Below are 15,734 nucleotides of genomic sequence, written 5' to 3' on the forward strand. Positions count from 1 at the left end.
TCAGGCGCTCTCCAGCTGGGAACCCGCGTCGGTGGACGGCTGCTGGTCCGGGTGGCCGAAGGGATCGGCGGGCGCGGACGGGTCGGCGGGCACGAACGGGTCGTACGTCCGCCCGTCGTCCGGAGAAGGCGGCAGGGCCGGGTCGGACGGGGGCTGGAGGGGCTGCTGGTCCGTGGGGAAGTCCGGCGGGAGGGCTCCGCCGGAGGGCGGCTGCTGGGGGGTGGAGGGAGCGGACGGGGTGCTCGGGACGGTGTCGGTGCCGTTGCCCGTGCCCGTGCCCGTGCTGGGGGCGCAGGGGTTCGCCGAGGGGGCGGCCGCCTCCCCGGGGGGCCCGGCGGGCGGGCCGAGGGGCGGCGCCGCCTCGGCCAGGGGCCCGTTCGGCAGGTCGAGGGGCGGCGCCAGCTCGTCCAGCGGCACTCCGTGGGCGTCGAGGGGTGGCGCCATCTCGTCCGGAGACCCGGCCTGGAGGTCGAGCGGCGGCGCCATCTCGTCCAGGGGCCCGGCCGGCGGGGCCACGGGGGCGGCCGGCACTCCGGGCGGGCCGGTGACCGGGGCGACGCGCGCGGCCCACACCCCGAAGGGCCCCGCGGACCGGGCGGCCGACAGCCCGGAGGCTCCGGCGGGCGGGGTGACGGGGGCCGCCGGCTTCGCGGGAGGCGCGGCGGGCGGCGCCGTCTCGGCCAGGGGCACGCCCTTGGCGTCGAGGGGCGGCGCCGGATCGTCCAGGGGCCCGGCCGGCAGGTCGAGGGGTGGTGCCGTCTCGGCCAGGGGCACGCCGTGGGCGTCGAGGGGGGCGGCCGGGTCCGCGGGAGGCCCGGCGGGCGGGCCGGACGGCGTACCGGGCGTGGGCGCCGGCGGAGGTGCGGACGGGGCCTTCGGCGGGGTGGTGCGGGCCAGGCTGTTCGGGTCCGGGCCGGCGCAGGGGTCGGGGTCCTCGGGCGGGGTCGCGGGCCCGTTGGGGATGCCCTCGGCCGGGTCGAAGGGCGGCAGCACCTTCGGGACCCGGTCCTGGGCGCCGTCATCGCCGGCCTTGCGTTCGATCCAGGTGTTGTCCGCGATGTTCACGATGACCAGGCGCTTGATCGCCTGCGCGGTCGGCTCGATGACGATGACCTGGTTGGGCTGGTAGCCGTTCCACTGGTCGCCCTTGAGCACCGGGCTCCCCTTCGCACCGAGCGGCGCGGCCAGCGGGTTTCCGCAGGAGCAGCGGACCCGGGGCATGCCGTGGTCGTCGACGAGGACGGCCGTTCCGGCCTGGAGGACGGCCTGGTAGCCGGCGGCTCCGCCCTCGCGGAAGGCGTGGTTGGTGATCCGGGTGTCGGCGCGCAGGACCACCGGGGTGAGCCCGCGCAGGAACTCCGGGATCTTCTCCTGCTCCACGCCGGTCGCGTGGGCGAAGGCGCGGGCCTTGCCGTCGTCGGAGGTGAGGAAGGTGACCTGGCGCTCGATGTCGCAGCTGCCGAGCCGGTTGGTTCCGCCGTACAGGCCAGGGGTGGCGGCGCCCACCGTGCGGATGCCGCGGCCGCTCGCGTTGGGCAGCGGCGGCTGGACGGGCGCCGACTCGGCGGTGGCGGACGAAGGGGTGAACGGGTCGGGTCCGGGGGCGCCGACGGGCTGGAGGGCGAGCTCCTGGCTCTCGGCGGCGGCCCCCTTGGTCTGTTCGGGGCCCGCGCCCCCGCAGCCCGCGGCGAGGAGGCCGACGACCGCCAAGAGGGCCGCGCAGGCCGGTACGTGACGGCGCGACGCCTGACGGGGTGTCGGTTCGGGCACGTCATTCACGTCTTTCACGCTGCTCTCCCTTTTCGCCCCGGTTGCTCCCCTCTTGTCTGCCGTATCTCCTCCGGCACCGCAAGTGGAGCGCCGGACGGACGGATTGAACATGTTCAACGAACAGCGTAGGGTCACGACCGTGAGTTGAACGCGTTCAAAGGAGTGGACCGTGACGGTGCTGGTGAACCTGATCGTCGCCCTCGGGATGTTCTACGCGGTCCCCGCGGGCCTGCGCCTGATCGATCCCGTCGGGCTGCGAAACGCCGCGCGGCTCTGGCCCCTGGCCGCCGTACCGGGGGCGCTGTGCCTGTGGCTCCCGCGCGGCACGGCCGCCACCGCGCTCGCCGCGCTGTACGCGACCGCCGCGCTGGCCCTGGCCGGCAGGGCCGGGGCCCGGCTGTGGCGGGCCCGGTCGGCGCGGCCCCGCCTGCCCGCCCCCGCCGAGACGGCCGTCCTCACGGCGCTCGTCTCGCCCTCGGTCGCCGCGAGCGCCCTGGTCGCGGAGCGGGCCGGGTACCGGCTGTTCGGCTTCGACCTGGACGTCCTGGCGCTGACCGTCCCGCACTTCCACTTCGCCGGGTTCACCGCCGCCCTGGTCGCCGGTCTGGTGTGCCGGTCGGCGCCGGGGCGGCGCGGAGCGCGCTGGGCCGCGTACAGCGTCCCGGCGGGGACCCTGCTCGTGCTGCTCGGCTACTTCCTCGACGACTGGGCCGAACTGCTGGGCGCGGTGGTGCTGACCACGGGCATGTGGGCGGTGGCGCTGACGACCTGGCGGGACCTGCGGAGCGCCGCGCCCGACCGCACCACCCGGGTCCTCCTGGCCACCTCGGCGGCGGTCCTGGTGGCCACCATGCTGCTCGCCCTGTGGTGGGCGACCGGCGAGGCCACCGGGATCGTCCACCCCACGCTGACCTGGATGGCCGCCACGCACGGCCTGGGCAACGCGCTCGGCTTCGCACTGTGCTCGCTGCTGGCGTGGCGCCGGTTGACCGGCGCGCCCGCGGCGCGGGAACCCTTCACGCCCCACCGAATGGAGAACACGCCATGACCCGCCTGATCAGCACCGGCCGGGACACCGTCAACTACCCCGACCGGGGTGCGACGGCCCACCGTCCGCTGCCCGCCGGCTACCACCACCTGCACCACCGCACCCGGATCGGCGAGGGCCGGGCCGCCTTCGAGGCCGCCGGGACGGCGGTCACCACCTTCCTCGCCCACCGGACCTCGGGGATGCGGGTGCGCACGTCCGCCGCCGACCCGGCGGCCGCCGTCCGGCCGGGCCTGCGGGTGGAGGTGGGGATCGGCCTCGGGCCGCTGCGGATCAGCGCCCCCTGCGAGGTCATCTGGACCGCGTACGAACCCACGCGCACGGGTTTCGCGTACGGGACCCTGGCCGGCCACCCCGAGTGCGGGGAGGAGTCCTTCGTCGTGGACATCGACGGCGACGGCGCGGTCTGGTTCACGGTGACCGCCTTCAGCCGCCCGAACAGCTGGTACACGCGGCTCGCGGGCCCGGTGGTCCCCGTCCTCCAGCACGCCTACGCGCGCTTCCTGGGCCGCCACGTGCGCGGGCTGGCCGCCGCCGCCTGATACTGGAGGGGATGGACTGGTTCACGGCGCCCGGATACTGGCTCGGCCGGCTGGTCTTCCAGCGGGCCCTGGCCGGCGTGTACGTCTTCGCCTTCCTCGCGGCCGCCCTGCAGTTCCGCGCGCTGATCGGGACGCACGGCATGCTGCCCGTCGCGCACTACCTGCGGTACGTGCCCTTCCGCCGGGCCCCGAGCCTGTTCCAACTGCGCTATTCCGACCGACTCTTCGCCGCCTGCTCATGGGCCGGAGCGGCCATCGCGGCGGCGTTGGCGGCCGGCGCGGGGGACCTGGTGCCGCTGGGTGCGGCGATGGGGATGTGGGCGGTGCTGTGGCAGCTCTACCTGTCCATCGTGAACGTGGGGCAGACCTGGTACTCCTTCGGCTGGGAGTCCCTGCTGCTGGAGGCCGGTTTCCTGGCCGTCTTCCTCGGCAACGCCCGGACCGGGCCGCCCGTGCTGGTGCTGTGGCTGCTGCGGTGGGTGCTGTTCCGGGTGGAGTTCGGCGCCGGGCTGATCAAGATGCGGGGCGACGCCTGCTGGCGCAAGCTCACCTGCCTCTACTTCCACCACGAGACGCAGCCGATGCCCGGACCGCTGAGCTGGTTCTTCCACCGTCTGCTGCGGCCCGTGCACCGGGTGGAGTGCGCGGCGAACCACGTGACCCAACTGGTGGTCCCGGTGCTGCTGTTCACCCCGCAGCCCGTGGCCTCGTACGCCGCGGCCCTGATCGTGGCCACCCAGCTGTGGCTCGTGCTGTCGGGGAACTTCGCCTGGCTGAACTGGCTGACGATCACGCTCGCGCTGTCGGCCATCGACTTCACCGGCCTCGCGGGACCGCCGCCCGCCGCCGCCTCGCGCGCGGCACCGCTGTGGTTCGTGGTCCTGGTGTGCGCGGTGACGGCGCTGGTCCTGGCGCTGAGCCGGCACCCGGTGGCCAACATGATCTCGCCGCGCCAGGTGATGAACCGCTCCTTCGACCCGCTCCACCTGGTCAACACCTACGGGGCGTTCGGCACGGTCGGCCGGATCCGCGACGAGGTGGTGGTGGAGGGGACCGCCGAGCCGGTGCCGCGCGAGGACGGCGTCTGGCGGGAGTACGGCTTCAAGGGCAAACCGGGCGATCCGCTGCGGATCCCGCGCCAGTTCGCCCCGTACCACCTGCGCCTCGACTGGCTGATGTGGTTCGCGGCCCTCTCCCCCGGCTACGCCCGGGACTGGTTCGGGCCGTTCGTGGAGCGGCTGCTGGCGGGCGACCGGGACACGCTGCGGCTGATCCGCCACAACCCCTTCCCGGACGCCCCGCCGCTGTTCGTACGGGCCCGGCTGTACCGGTACCGGTTCACCACCTGGCGGGAGCTGCGCGAGACGGGCGCCTGGTGGCACCGCACGCTGGTGCGCGAGTACCTGCCGCCGACCCGTCTCGCCGCCGCCCGCACCTCAGAGCCCGAGTAGGGCCGCCTCCCGCTCGGCGGAGATGCCCGGGGCGGGGCGGTCCGGCCGCTGGGGGGCGACGCCGCCGAGGGAGCGGAGCCAGGCCCAGGTGTCGGCGGCCGTCTCCTCGAAGGGACGGCACTTCAGGCCCGCCTCCAGCGCCTTGGTGACGTCCCCGCCGAACATGTAGTCGTGGAGTTCGCCCTCCGGGAGCCAGATCGGCAGCTCGGTCCAGGGCTGGATGCCTGCCTCCTCGACGGCCGCCGCGTCGGTCCAGCGGGGTTCGACCGCGGCGCCGGTGGCGGCGGCGCAGGCCTCGATGAGGCCGCCCATGGTGGCGTGGCCGGGCGGGGAGACCAGGTTGTAGGCCCCGCCGAGCCCCGCCCCGGCGGCGTCCAGGGTCCAGCGCGCGAGGTCGCGCACGTCGATGTACTGGAGCGGCAGTCCGGGGTGGCCGGGGGCGAGGAGGGGGCCGCCGCGCGCGATCCGGTTCAGCCACCAGGGCAGCCGGCCGACGTTCTCGTACGGTCCGATGATCAGCCCGGCGCGCAGGAGCAGCGCGCGCTCGCCGAAGGCGTCGACGGCCGCGATCTCGCCGCCCCGCTTGTCCTCGGCGTAGGCGACGGAATCCGCGTCGGGCGACCCCTCGACCAGCGGGCCGTCCTCGGCGAGGCCGGCGGGGGCGGGGTAGGCGTACACCGAGCGGCTGGAGACGTACGCGTAGCGGCCGGTCCGGCCGGCCAGCAGGCGGGCGCTGTCGCGCACGGCGGTGGGGGCGCCGCCCCAGGTGTCGACGACCAGGTCCCACTCCCCCGCGGCGAGGGCGTCCAGTCCGCCCGGGGCCGTGCGGTCCCCGTGGAGCGCGGAGGTCCCCGGTGGGGGCGCGTGGTGGCCCCGGTGGAAGACGGTCACCTCCCAGCCCCGGTCCAGGGCGTCTTCGGTGATCGCGCGCCCGACGAATTCGGTCCCGCCCAGCATCAGCAGTTTCATGGGGTCGACACTGCAGGGGCGGGGCGGTCCGGGGAAGGTGTGATCGCCCTCAGCGATGACGCTCACGGCGTAGGCCGGACGGGAACCCGGGGGCGCCTTCCGTGGGGGTGCGGACACGCCGCGCCCCCGTCACCCTCGGGTGACGGGGGCGGGCACGCCTCTGGTGTCAGTCGATCCCGGGCAGGATGTGCGGCTCCGCCAGGTCCTCCTCGTAGCCGGCCAGCCGGATGGGTGCGGAGCGGGCCCAGACCTCGAGACTTCCGAGTTCGTCGGACCGCGTGCTCGCCCTCCATCCCGTGCGCTCCATGGTCGGGTCGGGCTTGGTCGTCTCAGTCACCGCGCACTCCCTTGTGTCGCGTAACCCGGCGGGCTCGTCCGCGCGCCGGAGTAGGGAAATAAAGGTCTTCCGGACGCGGTGGCGCCATGGTGGAGCGGGGCCCGGGTGGGGCTCCTTGCCGTTCAGGTTACACATATGAGCGGGGGTCCGCTCGATGGAACGGTAAAATCCGCGCTGGACCGCTTGTTTTCTCCCCGAGTTCAGGAAGTCGTCCACCGACGTGTCCACCGGGGCTGATCTGCTCGACGGCGGTGGCGCGCGAACGGGGACGACGGAGGGAGTCGCGGTGGCGAGGTCAGGGGTACCCGCGTTCGGCAGTGTCGACGAGCTGATGGACCTTCTGCACGCCGATCACGAGGCCTCGGACGCGGCTGACCGTGGCCTCGGACTACAGACTGCGGCGCTGCTGCGCCGCTCGCATCCGTTCGACAAGGAGCTCCAGGTGGCCGGACTGGTCCACGGCCTGGGGCGGTTGCTGGCCCCGCAGGGCGCGGCGGAGGGGGCCGTGGCACCGGCCGAGCGCACGGCGGAGGCGGTCCGCCCGCTGCTGGGCGACCGGGTGGCGAGGCTCCTGCGGCCCCATGCCCCGGGCGCGGAGCCGGAGGCGGAGGCGGAGGCCCTCCGGCAGGCCGCCCAGGCGGGCCGGGCGGCGGGGCTGGACGCGGGGGTCGTGGAGGACTGGCGGCCGGTGCTGGAACTGGTCGCGGCGGGGGCCTACCAACTCTGAGGCGCGATACGCCCGAACGGGTGAGGGGGCGGCCGGCCCGCGCCGTCCGCCCCCTCACCCCTCGCGCGTGCCCGCCGCGGCGGTCCTACCAGTTCGCGGGGGCGTAGTCCTTGAGGAAGACGCCGAACAGGTCCTCTCCCCCTTCGCCCCGGACGATCGGGTCGTAGACGCGGGCCGCGCCGTCCACCAGGTCGAGGGGGGCGTGGAAACCCTCCTCGGCGAGGCGGATCTTGTCGGGGTGCGGGCGCTCGTCGGTGATCCAGCCGGTGTCGACGGCGGTCATCAGGATCTGGTCCTTCTGGAACATCTCCTGGGCGCTGGTGCGGGTCAGCATGTTGAGCGCGGCCTTGGCCATGTTGGTGTGCGGGTGGCCCGCTCCCTTGTAGCCGCGGCTGAAGACGCCCTCCATGGCGGAGACGTTGACCACGTAGCGGCGCCCGGCCTCGGCCGCGGCCATCGCCGGGCGGAGCCTGCTGATCAGGATGAACGGCGCGGTGGAGTTGCAGAGCTGTACTTCGAGCAGCTCGATCGGGTCCACCTCGGACACCGTCTGGATCCAGCTGTTGGTGTCGTGCAGGTCCGGGACCAGGCCGCCGGCGTCGATGGCCGTGCCGGCCGCGATGCGCTCCAGGGAGGCCGAGCCGGAGACCAGCGCGAGCTCGGTGACGTCCTGGGCGCTGAGCTTCTCGCCCTTGCCGCTGGGCAGCGCGGCGACCCGGTCGACGGTGCCGCTGCCGAAGGTGCCGATGACCTCGGCGGAGGGCAGCTCGCCCGCCGGCAGCGGGGCGCTCTCGGCGGCGACGAGCTCGCTGTAGGCGCCCGGGGAGCGGCGTACGGTCTGGGCCGCGTTGTTGATCAGGATGTCGAGCGGGCCCTCGGCGGCGACCGAGTCGGCGAGCGCGACGACCTGGGCCGGGTCGCGCAGGTCGATGCCGACGATCTTCAGGCGGTGCAGCCACTCGGAGCTGTCGGGCATCGCCTTGAAGCGGCGGATCGCGTCGTTGGGGAAGCGGGTGGTGATGGTGGTGTGCGCGCCGTCGCGCAGCAGCCGCAGCGCGATGTACATGCCGATCTTGGCGCGGCCGCCGGTGAGCAGGGCGCGGCGGCCGCTCAGGTCGGTGCGGGCGTCGCGGCGGGCGCGGTTGAAGGCGGCGCAGTCCTGGCAGAGCTGGTGGTAGAACGCGTCGACCTCGACGTAGCGGGTCTTGCAGATGTAGCAGGAGCGCGGGCGCTGGAGTATTCCGGCGATGGGGCCCTTGGTGGCGGCGGTCAGGGCGTTGCCCTGGGTCTCGTCGTCGATGCGCTCGGCGGAGCCGGTCGCGGTCGCCTCGGTGACGGCCTTGTCGTTGGCGGTCTTGGCGGCGCGGCGCTCCTGGCGGCGGCGCTGCTTGACCGTGCGGTAGAGCCCGGCGGTGGCGCGGCGCACGGTGATGGCGTCCGGGTGGTCGACGTCGAGCTTGTCGAGTTCGCCGAGCACGCTCAGGACGAGGGCCAGCCGGTCGGGGTCGATGCCCGGCCCGTGGGCGTGGTTGTCTTCGGTCACCGTCATGCCGCTGCCGTTCCCTGTTCGCTCGTCCGCGTCCGCCTGCTGCGGAACTCCCCAAAACCGCCACTGTACGGAGCCGACACGCCCGGAACCAAACCCGTCCCCGCGCGCTTCACCCACCGCGAGCGGGCTGTCACGGTATGGATGGGTTCGTCACGCTCCGTACGCTCCGCGACACGGCCGCCGCCGACGGGCCACCACGGATCTCGGGGGTGCTTCGAGGCCGATACGTACTCCTCCTGGTGTATGCCAGGAGGATGACTCGGGCGCCGATCAAGAAGCCTCTGGACGGATGAAGTGCGCGCCCGAGTGGGGCATGGTGGATTTCATGAGCACCCTGGCCCTGTCGGTCCTCCTCTGCCTGGTGTCCGCCGTCGCGTACGCGGGTGGCGCGATCGTCCAGGAGCACGTCGCGGCGAGCTCCCCCGAAGGCTCCTACGCGCCGCTGCGCCGGGCCGGCTGGTGGGTGGCGGTCACCCTGAACGGCCTCGGCGCGCTGCTGCACGTGCTGGCCCTGGCGTACGGGCCGCTGAGCCTGGTCCAGCCGCTCGGGGCGCTGACCATCGTCTTCGCCCTCCCGATGGCGGCCGTGTTCGTGGGGCGCCGGGCGGGTGCGGCGGCCTGGCGCGGGGCGATGCTGGCCACGGTGGGACTGGCCGGGCTGCTCGCGCTGACCGGCGGGGAGGGCGCGGGCCGGGAGGCCTTCGCCGGCGCGGAGCGGAGCCTGCTGCTGTCGGTGACGGCGGCCGGGGCGGCGGTGCTGTTCCTGGCCGCCCGGCGGGTGCACCGGGCGGTGCTGCGCAGCGTGCTGCTGGCGACGGCGGCCGGTACCTCCTTCGGGATGGCGTCGGTGTTCACCAAGTCGGTGGCCGAGAGCTTCGAGGCGGGCTCCCGGGCCGGACTGTGGCCGGATCTGGCGGCCATCGCCGTACTGGCGGCGGGCGGGCTGCTGCTGTCGCAGGCCGCCTACCGGGGTGCCGGGCTGACGGCGCCGCTGGCCACGGTGACCGTGGTCAACCCGGCGGTGGCGGCGGCGGTCGGGATCTCGCTGTTCGACGAGGGCTTCCGGTACGGGACCGCCGGCGCCCTGGCCGCGCTGGCGAGCGCCGCGGTGGCGGCGGCCGGCCTGGTGCTGCTCACGGCCGTGCCGCCGCACGTGCGGGGGTCAGATGCCGACGCCCTTGCCCCGGAGGTACTTGAGCGGGTCGATGTCGGAGCCGTAGCCGGGCGCGGTGCGCATCTCGAAGTGCAGGTGGGGTCCGCTGGTGTTGCCGGTCGAGCCGGAGCGGCCGATCCGCTGACCGCCGGACACCTGCTGGCCGGCCTTGACGCCGAGCGCGGAGAGGTGGGCGTACTGCGAGTACCGGCCGTCGGCGTGCTTGATGACGACCTGGTAGCCGTACGCTCCGGCCCAGCCGGCCGACTCGACCGTGCCGGGGCCCACGGCCTTGATGCTGGTGCCGGTCGGCACCGGGAAGTCGACGCCCGTGTGATAGCCGCTGGACCAGGACGACCCCGCGACGCGGTAGGCGGTGCCGAGGGCGGCGTCGACGGGGGCGGTGAAGCCTCCCGAGGCCGGCTTCTGCTCCACTGAGGCGGGCTCGGGCTTTTCCGCGGGCTTGGGTTTCTCGGCCTGCTTCTCGGCCGGCTTCTCGGCCGGCTTCTCCGCCGGTTTCGGTGCCGGTTTCGGTGCCGGTTTCGCGGCCTGCTCGGTCGTGCCGGCGGGCTCCGTCGGCTTGACCGGCTCGGCGGTGCGCGGCGGCTTCTCGGGGTTCTGCGCGGGCGGCGCCACCGGAGCGGTGGTGACGCGGAGCGTGAGCCGCTGCCCCGGGAAGATCATGTCGGGGTTGCCGCCGACCGTGCTCCGGTTGGTCTCGTACAGCGCCTGCCAGCCGCCCTCTATGTGCTGCTCGGAGGCGATCGTCGACAGCGAGTCCCCGGGCGCGACGACGTACGGGTTCGGCAGGACGGAGGTCCCGGTCGGGCGGGGCGCGGTGACGGGTGTGCCCGGTGTGCCGGTGGCGGCCTTGGTGCCGGTGGTGGCCTTGGTCGCCTGGAGCCGGTCCATGGGCGCCTGCTGCTTCGGCGCCTTCGGGGTGGTGCCCGACGAGGGCTTCGGGGAGGTGCCCGTCTGCGTGGCGGGCGCCGGTCCACTGCGGCTGAGTCCGGACTGCGGGCCGCAGGCGGGCCAGGCCTGGGGGCCCTGACCCTTGAGGACCTTCTCGGCGACCGCGATCTGCTGGTCCTTGGTCGCCAGGTCGGCGCGCGCGGCGAAGGCGGTGCCGCCGAAATCGCGCCACGTGCTCTGGCTGAACTGCAGCCCGCCGAAATAGCCGTTGCCGGTGTTGATGTGCCAGTTGCCAGTCGCCTCGCACTCGGCGACCTTGTTCCAGGTGTCCACGGAGGCGGCGTGCGCGGCCCCCGCGCCGATGAGCGGGAGCGCGATCCCCGCACCACCCGCGGTGACGGCGAGCGAGGCCCGGTTGATGCTGCTCGGCTGGTACCGGCGGTGCCGGCCCCGTACACCCATGGGAGCCCCCCTGGAAGACATCAGGAACCGCACAACCTAGCGCCGCTCCACAACGCCGACAAGGGCCACAACCAGCCGTATCGAGGCTGGAGTTGGGGCCCTTCGAACGATGGAGCGGCGTTCGCGCGGACGGGCGTACGGGGGCCTGCCCGCGGGGTACGGCCCGCCGGGGGGATCGGCGGCGGGGGTCCCGGCTCGGGCCGGGTCTCAGCTCAGCGGGCCCGGCTGCGGGATCGGCGCGGGTCCGGGCGGCGGGGGCACCGGGTCGGGCTCGGGGAAGGGCGGGGGCACCGGCCGCGGTACGGGGCCGGGGTCCGGCACCGGCGGGAAGGGCGCCGGAACCGGGTCCGGCTCGGGCACCGGGGGCTGTGTCTGCTCTGCGTTTCGCACCATGCACGGCACCTTCCCCCGATCCGTCCCGGTACGCCCCCGGACACGGCGGTGCCCCCGGCGGGGTTCGTCCGCCGGGGGCACGGTCACACGTACGGGCCGGTCAGCCCAGGGGTACGGGGGTGGGGTCGACGCCGGTGGCGGTACCGCGGAACAGCACGGCCTTGCCGTCCGCGCCGGTGGCCCACAGGTCGGCGAGGCCGTCGCCGGTCAGGTCGCCGACGGAGCCGAGGACGGGGTAGGCCGCCCGGCCGAAGCCGGAGCCGGTCTTCACCCGCGGGGCGGAGCCCCAGGCCGTGACGTCCTGCTTGCCGTCGGCGCCCTTGGCCCCGGCGACGGTGTGGAGGTCGCCGGTGGCGTCCTCGCGCAGCCACAGGTCGGCGGCGCCGTCGCCGTTGGTGTCACCGGGGCTGATGACGGTGTACGCGTCCCAGCCGGCGCCGCCGACGGAGACGGGTTCGCCCGCCATGTCGAGGTAGCCCACGGGGCTGGCGGTGTACAGCCACAGCTGCCCGCCCTGCCGGACCAGGAGGTCGGACAGGCCGTCACCGTCGACGTCCCCGGCGGAGGCGAGCTGCCGGGCGTCGGCCCAGTGCTCGTTCGCGGAATCGAGCACCGACAGTTCCACGCGGTCGACGGACGTGACCGCGCCGAGACCGGTGTTCGGGTAGAGCCAGAGCTGCTTGGCCCCGGCCGGTCCGGGCGCCAGCACCACGAGGTCGTTGTAGCCGTCCTCGCCCCAGTCGCCGCCCGCGAGGATCTGCGCGGCGGGGTCCAGGGTGACCCCGCCGTCGGTGGGCGCGGCGAAGGTGCCGTCGCCCTTGCCCGCGCGGAACTGGAGGCGGCCGTCGGCGGCGAGGGTCCACAGGTCGCGGTGCCCGTCGCCGTTGAGGTCGCCGGCCGCGTCGCGGTGCGGGGCGCGGGTGGCGTAGAAGAGGTGGTTCGCGGTGTCCGAGCGGTTGCCCGCCTTGTCCACGCTGTACGCGTACACGCGCTGCGGTCCGGTCGCGAGGGGGGTGATGGTCGCGCTCCCGCCGGGGGCGACCGTACGGCGGACCGCGTCGGCGTCCGACCAGTAGACGATCTCCGCCAGGTCCTCGACGCCGCCCGTTCCGAAGGTGAAGGTGCCCGGGGTGCGGGCCGCTCCGGTGTGGTCCGGCTGTCCGTTGTCGCCGTTCGGGAACTCGGGCGAGCTGATCGCCGGGGGCGCGGTGGGCCGCGTACGGTCCACCGAGAAGGCGCAGGTCCGCGACCAGGCGGAGGCGGTGCCCGAGGCGGCGTCCACGCCGCGCGCGTTCCAGGTGTAGTCACCGCTGGGCAGGTCGGCGTCCGCGACGGGCCAGGTGACCGGGCGGCCCTTGACCGCGGGGATCGCCATGGTCCGCTGCGGGGTGGCCGTACCGGCCTTGAACACCTGGAACTCGGCCGAGAGCGAGCCGCTGTCGGGGCCGTCGACCGTGGCGGACAGGCTGACCTGGGTGTTGCCGATGAGACCGCCGGTGCAGGCGGTGACCGGGTCGGTGGCCTGCGCCGAGACGGCCGGCGGGACGGTGAGGGTGGTCTGGAGGGCGGCGCTCTTCGGGTCGAAGCGCTTCCAGGCCGAGGTGTCGTTCTCGTCGGCGGCGTACAGCCCGACGGTGACGGCGGTCCGGTTGCCGGCGGCGGCGTCCTTGAGGAGCGCGGTGACGTCGAAGGTCAGGTCCCCGGCGGCGCAGCCCGGGCCGGCGCCCTTGGCGGCGGTGACCGTGGCGAGCTTGACGCCCTTGGCGGGCTGCTTGTTCCAGGTCGTCTTGGAGGTGACGGCGCCGGTGCTCCACAGTTCCACGGGCTTGGCCGCGCAGGTGGCCGACGCGGTGTTGCGCACGCGCAGCGTGGCCCCGGCGACGGGGGCGCCCTTCAGGCCCGCGGTGTCGATCTGGAGGAAGGAGCGGGAGAGGCCCTCGGACCCGCCCTCGTTGCCGGCGCGCAGCGCGTCGGCGGACTTCCAGTACGCGGTGTTCGGGTGCTTCTTGGCCACCCGGGTCCAGCCGGCGACCGACGCGCTGGGCGGTGTCGCGTTGGTGGCCGCCGTGGCCGTCGGCGCGAGGGCGGCGAGCCCCGTGGCCGCCATTCCCGCGGCCAGCGCGAACGGGAGCACCCGTCTGTGGACGGCTCCGGTCCGGCCCCCCGGCCTGGTCTTCTTCGTGTTCATGACCCTCCCCAGGTCTCACTGATGATCAGCGAGACCCTAACCGGAAGGGACGGAATCCGGACAATCCTTTTCGGCCGGGGGAGGCTGGCTGTCGGCTATCCCCGGAGCCGCAGGGCCGCGGCCAGGCCGGGGCGGGGGCTGGAGAGGACGGGCACGCGGGTGCGGGCGAGCGGGGCGGCACCGGCCATGGAGGCCTGGGCCAGGACGATGACGTCCGCGTCGGCGACGGCGACGGCGTCAACCGCCTCGGCCACCGCCGCGAGGTGACCGGTGGTGTCACCGGCCGCGAAGAGCTCCCAGGCCCCCTCGACGAGGTGCGTACGCACGGACACCCGCCGGCCGGCGGCCTCCTCGGCCAGCAGCTCCCCGGTCGGGGCCAACGTCGACTCCACGGTGGCCAGTACGACGATCCGCGGGCCGGTACGGACGGCCTCGGACGCCATCGGCCGGTCCACCCGGAGCACCGGGACGCCGAGGCCGGGCGCGAGGGCCTCCGCGACCGCGCCGAGCGTCGAGCAGGTGACCAGCACCGGCCCGCCCGCGTCCCCGAGCAGCGCGCGCAGGTCCGCCACCACCGATTCCGGGCCCTGCGCGCGGGCCCGGTCCAGCAGGTCCGGGACCACCACGTGCCGCAGCACGGCTCCCGGGTGGTCCCGGTCGCGCAGCGCGTCGAAGACCGGGACGTGCGCCGGGGAGGTGTGGAGCAGCGTCAGTTCCGTCACCACAGGTCGGAGTCGCCCTCCAGCTGCGCCGTGGCGGCCTCGACCACCTCGGCCGGGGCGGCGGGCGCCTGGTCGGGGTGCTTGGCGGCCCAGCTCGCCGCGTACGGGCAGAGCGGCACGACCGGGACGCCCTCGGACGCGGCGATCCCGTAGAAGGCCTTCACCAGGTCCCCGCCGATCCCGCGGCCCTCGTTGCCCGGCTCGACCACCGTGTGGACGGCCACCAGCGCGTGGGGCTCGGCGGTGAGGACGAAGTAGGCGATGAACCCGACCACCGCCCCGTCCTCGACGGCCAGCAGCCGCCCGGCCTTCCGTTCGTCGCGCAGTTCGATCGCCATGTCCCCGACTCCCCTCAGACAGCCACCGCGTGGGGGCTGCGCTCCTGGTCCGTGCCCGGCACCGGGGCGGACGGGTCCGCGCCCAGCTCGACGATCCTATTGTCGGCGTCGACATGGACGACACGGGGCGTGAAGGCGCGCGCCTCGGCGTCCTCGAGCTGCGCGTAGCTGATCAGGATGACCAGGTCCCCGGGATGCACGAGGTGCGCGGCGGCCCCGTTGATCCCGATCACCCCGGACCCCCGCTCGCCTTCGATGACGTACGTCTCCAGCCGCGCGCCGTTGGTGATGTCCACGATGTGAACGAGCTCCCCGGGCAGCAGGTCCGCCGCGTCGAGGAGATCGGCGTCGATGGTCACGGACCCGACGTAGTGCAGATCGGCCTGCGTCACGGTGGCCCGGTGGATCTTGGACTTGATCATGGTGCGCAGCATTTTGAACTCCTAGAAGACGGCTCCCTGCCAGCTTTCTGCAGGTCAAGGGCGCTATGTACTCTACATGGACGCTCGTCGAGACGACCATGAAGAGAAGCATCGATCCCCTCTACCGAGAAGGCTCGCAGCCTGCACTTCTGCGCCAACCAGGCTGTTGCCACACCGCCGGCCAGGCGTCACATCGGACAGCACCCTCAGAATTCTCAGGGCCTGATGCTGATCAGATGCTGACTCACCTGACAACACATCAGGCCCATGAGGGCGCGCAGCCTCCCGGAGGTCCCGGGAGATAATCACGGCAAGATCGTTCCCCAGCCGGACGGTCAGACGCCGGAACTGGTGCAGACCCAGCCCAACACCATGATCGAAAAAGCCAGGCGGGATTCCCGGCAGCGGTTCGCCGACGACCCCGGACAAGCACACCAGGTTGTCGCCCCAGCAGGCCGCCCGCACGCGGCTGGTAGCACGACCAGTGCTTGAGATCTGACATCAGGAGGGACTCAAGGAGCTTCTTCAAGTTGGCCACCGATCGGGTGATGGGCCGTGAAGCGCAACGAACGAGGCCCCCGAGCTGTTGATCGAGATGTCTGACATCTCAATCACCTTGCTCGGGGGCCTCGTTGGTCATCCATCCTGCCGCACTCGACCTGCCGCATGCGCTCGTGGAGTGGGTCGCCATGCTGGTTGTCACTCGTGAGGGCGACCGGCGCTGCAAGCTCCGTCCGTCCCAGCGGGCGAT

At 74.0% G+C, this 15,734-nt stretch carries 14 protein-coding genes and 2 pseudogenes; 6 read left to right on the forward strand and 10 right to left on the reverse strand.

The features are described 5' to 3' along the window. Positions 1–1,788 carry a DUF6777 domain-containing protein gene (locus tag ACFV0Q_RS14105; RefSeq protein ID WP_385004898.1) on the reverse strand — a complete coding sequence of 596 codons (1,788 nt, stop codon included), beginning with the start codon at positions 1,786–1,788 and terminating at the stop codon, positions 1–3. Between the two features lie 151 nt (positions 1,789–1,939). On the opposite strand from ACFV0Q_RS14105, the gene ACFV0Q_RS14110 reads away from it, so the two are divergent. The 3 genes from ACFV0Q_RS14110 to ACFV0Q_RS14120 are packed head-to-tail and all read left to right on the forward strand — an operon-like array spanning position 1,940 to position 4,811. Beyond that, positions 1,940–2,818, forward strand: a complete 879-nt coding sequence (locus ACFV0Q_RS14110; RefSeq protein ID WP_385004900.1) for a YndJ family protein — start codon at positions 1,940–1,942, stop codon at positions 2,816–2,818. Continuing rightward, a complete protein-coding gene (locus ACFV0Q_RS14115; RefSeq protein ID WP_385004902.1) occupies positions 2,815–3,360 on the forward strand; it encodes a DUF1990 family protein in 546 nt (181 codons plus the stop codon). Before ACFV0Q_RS14110 ends, ACFV0Q_RS14115 begins: the two co-directional genes overlap by 4 nt. An 11-nt stretch (positions 3,361–3,371) precedes the next feature. Then, positions 3,372–4,811 carry a lipase maturation factor family protein gene (locus ACFV0Q_RS14120; protein WP_385004904.1) on the forward strand — a complete coding sequence of 480 codons (1,440 nt, stop codon included), beginning with the start codon at positions 3,372–3,374 and terminating at the stop codon, positions 4,809–4,811. Here ACFV0Q_RS14120 and ACFV0Q_RS14125 read toward each other — a convergent pair. Together ACFV0Q_RS14125 and ACFV0Q_RS14130 are read right to left on the reverse strand one after the other, a co-directional pair. After that, positions 4,797–5,780 (reverse strand): NAD-dependent epimerase/dehydratase family protein, encoded by a 984-nt coding sequence (locus ACFV0Q_RS14125; RefSeq protein ID WP_385004906.1) that lies wholly within the window; start codon positions 5,778–5,780, stop codon positions 4,797–4,799. The two genes, ACFV0Q_RS14120 and ACFV0Q_RS14125, sit on opposite strands and share 15 nt — an antisense overlap. Positions 5,781–5,946: 166 nt before the next feature. Then, entirely contained in the window at positions 5,947–6,117 is a 171-nt protein-coding gene (locus ACFV0Q_RS14130; RefSeq protein WP_385004926.1) for a hypothetical protein, read from the reverse strand. A 331-nt stretch (positions 6,118–6,448) separates the two neighbouring features. Here ACFV0Q_RS14130 and ACFV0Q_RS14135 point away from each other — a divergent pair, with 331 nt between their 5' ends. Continuing rightward, on the forward strand, positions 6,449–6,844 hold the full coding sequence (locus ACFV0Q_RS14135) for a hypothetical protein (RefSeq protein WP_385004924.1): 396 nt from the start codon (positions 6,449–6,451) through the stop codon (positions 6,842–6,844). Between the two features lie 85 nt (positions 6,845–6,929). Here the strand turns inward: ACFV0Q_RS14135 and ACFV0Q_RS14140 are convergent, their stop codons facing one another. Further along, the gene (locus tag ACFV0Q_RS14140; protein WP_385004908.1) at positions 6,930–8,393 is read right to left on the reverse strand and encodes an SDR family NAD(P)-dependent oxidoreductase; all 1,464 of its coding nucleotides are present in this window, start codon (positions 8,391–8,393) and stop codon (positions 6,930–6,932) included. 325 nt (positions 8,394–8,718) lie between these two features. Here ACFV0Q_RS14140 and ACFV0Q_RS14145 point away from each other — a divergent pair. Then, positions 8,719–9,462: pseudogene (locus ACFV0Q_RS14145) on the forward strand (DMT family transporter); the annotation flags it as partial. Positions 9,463–9,555: 93 nt separating this feature from the next. On the opposite strand, the gene ACFV0Q_RS14150 reads toward ACFV0Q_RS14145, so the two are convergent. The 6 genes from ACFV0Q_RS14150 to panD form a co-directional block, all read right to left on the reverse strand. Continuing rightward, the gene (locus tag ACFV0Q_RS14150) at positions 9,556–10,920 is read right to left on the reverse strand and encodes a transglycosylase family protein (RefSeq protein ID WP_385004910.1); all 1,365 of its coding nucleotides are present in this window, start codon (positions 10,918–10,920) and stop codon (positions 9,556–9,558) included. Positions 10,921–11,127: 207 nt separating this feature from the next. Then, the gene (locus ACFV0Q_RS14155; protein ID WP_385004912.1) at positions 11,128–11,313 is read right to left on the reverse strand and encodes a hypothetical protein; all 186 of its coding nucleotides are present in this window, start codon (positions 11,311–11,313) and stop codon (positions 11,128–11,130) included. Between the two features lie 100 nt (positions 11,314–11,413). Then, a complete protein-coding gene (locus ACFV0Q_RS14160) occupies positions 11,414–13,501 on the reverse strand; it encodes a DNRLRE domain-containing protein (RefSeq protein WP_385004914.1) in 2,088 nt (695 codons plus the stop codon). 95 nt (positions 13,502–13,596) lie between these two features. Then, complete coding sequence (locus tag ACFV0Q_RS14165) at positions 13,597–14,226, reverse strand: aspartate/glutamate racemase family protein (protein WP_385004916.1); 630 nt, start codon at positions 14,224–14,226, stop codon at positions 13,597–13,599. Then, positions 14,220–14,561 carry a GNAT family N-acetyltransferase gene (locus ACFV0Q_RS14170; RefSeq protein ID WP_385004918.1) on the reverse strand — a complete coding sequence of 114 codons (342 nt, stop codon included), beginning with the start codon at positions 14,559–14,561 and terminating at the stop codon, positions 14,220–14,222. Before ACFV0Q_RS14170 ends, ACFV0Q_RS14165 begins: the two co-directional genes overlap by 7 nt. Before the next feature lie 14 nt (positions 14,562–14,575). Next, a complete protein-coding gene (gene panD, locus ACFV0Q_RS14175) occupies positions 14,576–14,995 on the reverse strand; it encodes an aspartate 1-decarboxylase (protein WP_385004920.1) in 420 nt (139 codons plus the stop codon). 620 nt (positions 14,996–15,615) lie between these two features. On the opposite strand from panD, the pseudogene ACFV0Q_RS14180 reads away from it, so the two are divergent. Next, positions 15,616–15,734: pseudogene (locus ACFV0Q_RS14180) on the forward strand (IS5/IS1182 family transposase); the annotation flags it as partial.

The organism is Streptomyces sp. NPDC059564, assembly GCF_042735575.1.
GTDB lineage: Bacteria > Actinomycetota > Actinomycetes > Streptomycetales > Streptomycetaceae > Streptomyces.

Excerpts from the sequence above, each read along its gene's own strand:
- ACFV0Q_RS14115 (WP_385004902.1), top strand. The coding sequence starts at position 2,815 with ATGACCCGCCTGATCAGCACCGGCCGGGACACCGTCAACTACCCCGAC.
- ACFV0Q_RS14120 (WP_385004904.1), top strand. The coding sequence starts at position 3,372 with ATGGACTGGTTCACGGCGCCCGGATACTGGCTCGGCCGGCTGGTCTTC.
- ACFV0Q_RS14125 (WP_385004906.1), bottom strand. The coding sequence starts at position 5,780 with ATGAAACTGCTGATGCTGGGCGGGACCGAATTCGTCGGGCGCGCGATC.
- ACFV0Q_RS14135 (WP_385004924.1), top strand. The coding sequence starts at position 6,449 with ATGGACCTTCTGCACGCCGATCACGAGGCCTCGGACGCGGCTGACCGT.
- ACFV0Q_RS14140 (WP_385004908.1), bottom strand. The coding sequence starts at position 8,393 with ATGACGGTGACCGAAGACAACCACGCCCACGGGCCGGGCATCGACCCC.
- ACFV0Q_RS14150 (WP_385004910.1), bottom strand. The coding sequence starts at position 10,920 with ATGGGTGTACGGGGCCGGCACCGCCGGTACCAGCCGAGCAGCATCAAC.
- ACFV0Q_RS14155 (WP_385004912.1), bottom strand. The coding sequence starts at position 11,313 with ATGGTGCGAAACGCAGAGCAGACACAGCCCCCGGTGCCCGAGCCGGAC.
- ACFV0Q_RS14160 (WP_385004914.1), bottom strand. The coding sequence starts at position 13,501 with ATGAACACGAAGAAGACCAGGCCGGGGGGCCGGACCGGAGCCGTCCAC.
- ACFV0Q_RS14170 (WP_385004918.1), bottom strand. The coding sequence starts at position 14,561 with ATGGCGATCGAACTGCGCGACGAACGGAAGGCCGGGCGGCTGCTGGCC.
- panD (WP_385004920.1), bottom strand. The coding sequence starts at position 14,995 with ATGCTGCGCACCATGATCAAGTCCAAGATCCACCGGGCCACCGTGACG.